Source organism: Methyloceanibacter sp. (assembly GCF_050728395.1).
GTDB lineage: Bacteria > Pseudomonadota > Alphaproteobacteria > Rhizobiales > Methyloligellaceae > Methyloceanibacter.
Genome location: NZ_JBOHJB010000180.1, coordinates 1 through 2,629 on the forward strand (window position 1 = coordinate 1; position 2,629 = coordinate 2,629).

The following is a 2,629-nucleotide window of genomic DNA, read 5'->3' on the forward strand; positions in this document are numbered from 1 at the left end:
CGCACCGCCTCCGGCGCCCGAGCCTGCTCCCGAGGCCGAGCAGCCCACCGCCGAATAGCTTGGCGAAACGCCCTCAGAAAGGGAGATCGCCGGCCCGAGGCTCCCCGCTCCCCCCTTGCGGGGGAGCACGTTCGCGCAAAGCGCGAACGGAGGGGGGTGAACGACGGGCTCTGCATTCGGGGTTTACCCCCCTCCCTGCCCTCCCCCTCAAGGGGGGAGGGGGCGCGAGTGGCGAAGCTCGAATCTTAACGTCACCCGACAAGGTGCTCGTGGGGGACATCGGACGCCCCCAAGGCTTGCAAGGTGAAGTGCGCATTCGCTCCTTCACCGCCGAGCCTGCTTCCATCGCCGAGTACGGACCGCTCGAGGACGAGACCGGCACGCGCCTGTTCGAGATCGAGTCCTTGCGCGTCACGCCGAAGGCATTGACCGCGCGCCTCAAGGGCGTGGAGAGCCGCGGCCAAGCCGAAGCCTTGACCGGCACCAAGCTCTACGTCCCCCGCTCGCGCCTGCCGGAGCGGGCGGAAGACGAGTGGTATCATTCCGATCTCATCGGGCTTTCGGCCGTGGACCGGAACGGCGTGGCCATCGGCACGGTGATCGCGATCCACAATTTCGGCGCCGGAGACCTCCTCGAGATCGGACCCCCGGGCGGAGGTGCGACCGTGCTGATGCCCTTCACCCGCGAGACCGTGCCTGAGGTCGACGTGGAGGGCGGCTGGCTGCGCATCGCGCCGCCCGAAGGCCTCTTCGAGTGACGCAAGCGAGTCGTCATTCCCGCGAAAGCGGGAATCCAGTAAACACCGTGGCTGCAGAACTAGTTAGCTTTGTGGTTACTGGATCGCCCGGTCAAGCCGGGCGATGACAAATCTTGGTTGACTGCATCCATGACTTGGGCCGCCACCGTTCTCACCATTTTCCCGGAGATGTTTCCGGGGCCGCTTGGCTTGAGCCTCGCTGGCAAAGCGCTCGCCGAGGGCAGATGGGCGCTCGCCACTCTCGATATCCGCACCTTCGCCACCGGCAAGCACCGCTCGGTGGACGACACACCGGCAGGCGGTGGCGCCGGCATGGTGATGCGCGCCGATATCGCCGCCGCCGCCATCGATGCCGCGCGTGCCTCGGTGCCGGCCGATACGCCAACGATCTATCTCTCGCCGCGAGGCAAGCCTCTGACCCAAGCCCGCGTGCGCGAGCTGGCGGGAGGTCCAGGAATCATTCTCTTGTGTGGCCGCTTTGAAGGCGTCGACCAGCGGGTGCTGGATGCGCGCAATGTCGCGGAGGTGTCGATCGGCGACTTTGTGCTGTCGGGCGGCGAGCTTGCTGCCCAAGTTCTCATCGATGCCTGCGTGCGCCTTTTGCCGGGGGTGGCTGGAAACGAGGTTTCGCTTGCCGAGGAGAGCTTTGCCTCCGGCCTGCTCGAATATCCGCACTACACGCGGCCTAAGGAATGGGAGGGCCGGGCGATCCCCGACGTGCTGCTCTCAGGCGATCATGAAAAAATTGCCAAATGGCGCCGCGAGCAGGCCGAGAAGATCACCAAGGAGCGCCGCCCCGATTTGTGGGAAAGGCTCAAGCGCCGCTAACTCTCCACTCGTCATTGCCGGGCTTGACCCGGCAATCCATTCCACTGATGCCTACCCCCTTGAGGCGAAACGGAATGGATGCCCGGATCAAGTCCGGGCATGACTCCGATAAGGCGTTTGGGGGGATTCTCTCGCCCAAATCCATCGACAAGGGCGAAAGCTTGCGTTAGGAACAACCCTCCGCGCGCTTCCCGCCCGCGAAATCAGGTCAGGATCAATCAAAAAGAATGGCGTTCGCCTCATGGCCGATGGTCAAGGCAGGCGCCCCGGAAAGGTTTATCGCCATGAATATCATCGAGCAGATCGAGAAGGAGCAGGCCGCGGCGCTTGCCAAGAAGCGGAAAGTGCCTGAGTTCGGACCGGGCGACACGGTAAAGGTCAACGTCAAGGTGGTCGAAGGCGACCGCGCCCGCGTGCAGGCCTATGAAGGCGTTTGCATAGGCCGCTCCGGCGGCGGGATCAACGAGAACTTCACCGTGCGCAAGATCTCCTACGGCGAAGGGGTCGAGCGCGTCTTCCCGGTGCATTCGCCTTTGATCGATTCTATCGAGGTGGTTCGCCGCGGCCGCGTACGACGCGCCAAGCTCTATTATCTCAGAGGTCGCCGCGGCAAGGCCGCCCGCATCCCCGAGCGCCAGGTCGCGCGCGGCAAGCAGGAGGCCTTCAAGGGCTTCGCCAAGCCCAAGGGCGCACCCGACGATCTGAAGTTGATCGCCGGCATCACGCCTGAGCTCGAAACGAAGCTGAACAAGCTCGGCCTGATCAAGTTCGAGCAGATCGCCAATCTCTCCGACGACGAGATCGCCAAGCTCGATGAGACGCTCAAGCTCGACGGCCAGATCGAGAATGACGACTGGACGTCGAAGGCGGTTGCCCTGATGGCCGAGACCACCGCCGACGAAGTTCCCGCCGGTGAGGACGAGGCCGAGGACGCCGCCGAAGCGGCTCCGGCCGAGGCCAAGGCGCCAAAGGCTGCGAAGTCGAAGCCCGCCAAGAAGGCCAAGAAGGGCTAGTTTCTCGAGCCGTGCCCACTTGGCCATACC

At 64.5% G+C, this 2,629-nt stretch carries 2 protein-coding genes and 1 pseudogene; all 3 read left to right on the plus strand.

The window, feature by feature from the left end; genetic code table 11:
• Positions 1-269 precede the first annotated feature (269 nt).
• Positions 270-758 carry a ribosome maturation factor RimM gene (gene rimM / locus ACREC7_RS16320; RefSeq protein ID WP_431556741.1) on the plus strand — a complete coding sequence of 163 codons (489 nt, stop codon included), beginning with the start codon at positions 270-272 and terminating at the stop codon, positions 756-758.
• Positions 759-887: 129 nt separating this feature from the next.
• Positions 888-1,586, plus strand: a complete 699-nt coding sequence (gene trmD, locus ACREC7_RS16325) for a tRNA (guanosine(37)-N1)-methyltransferase TrmD (RefSeq protein ID WP_431556742.1) — start codon at positions 888-890, stop codon at positions 1,584-1,586.
• 284 nt (positions 1,587-1,870) lie between these two features.
• Positions 1,871-2,233 (plus strand): annotated as a pseudogene (gene rplS, locus ACREC7_RS16330) (50S ribosomal protein L19); the annotation flags it as partial.
• Between the last annotated feature and the right edge of the window lie 396 nt (positions 2,234-2,629).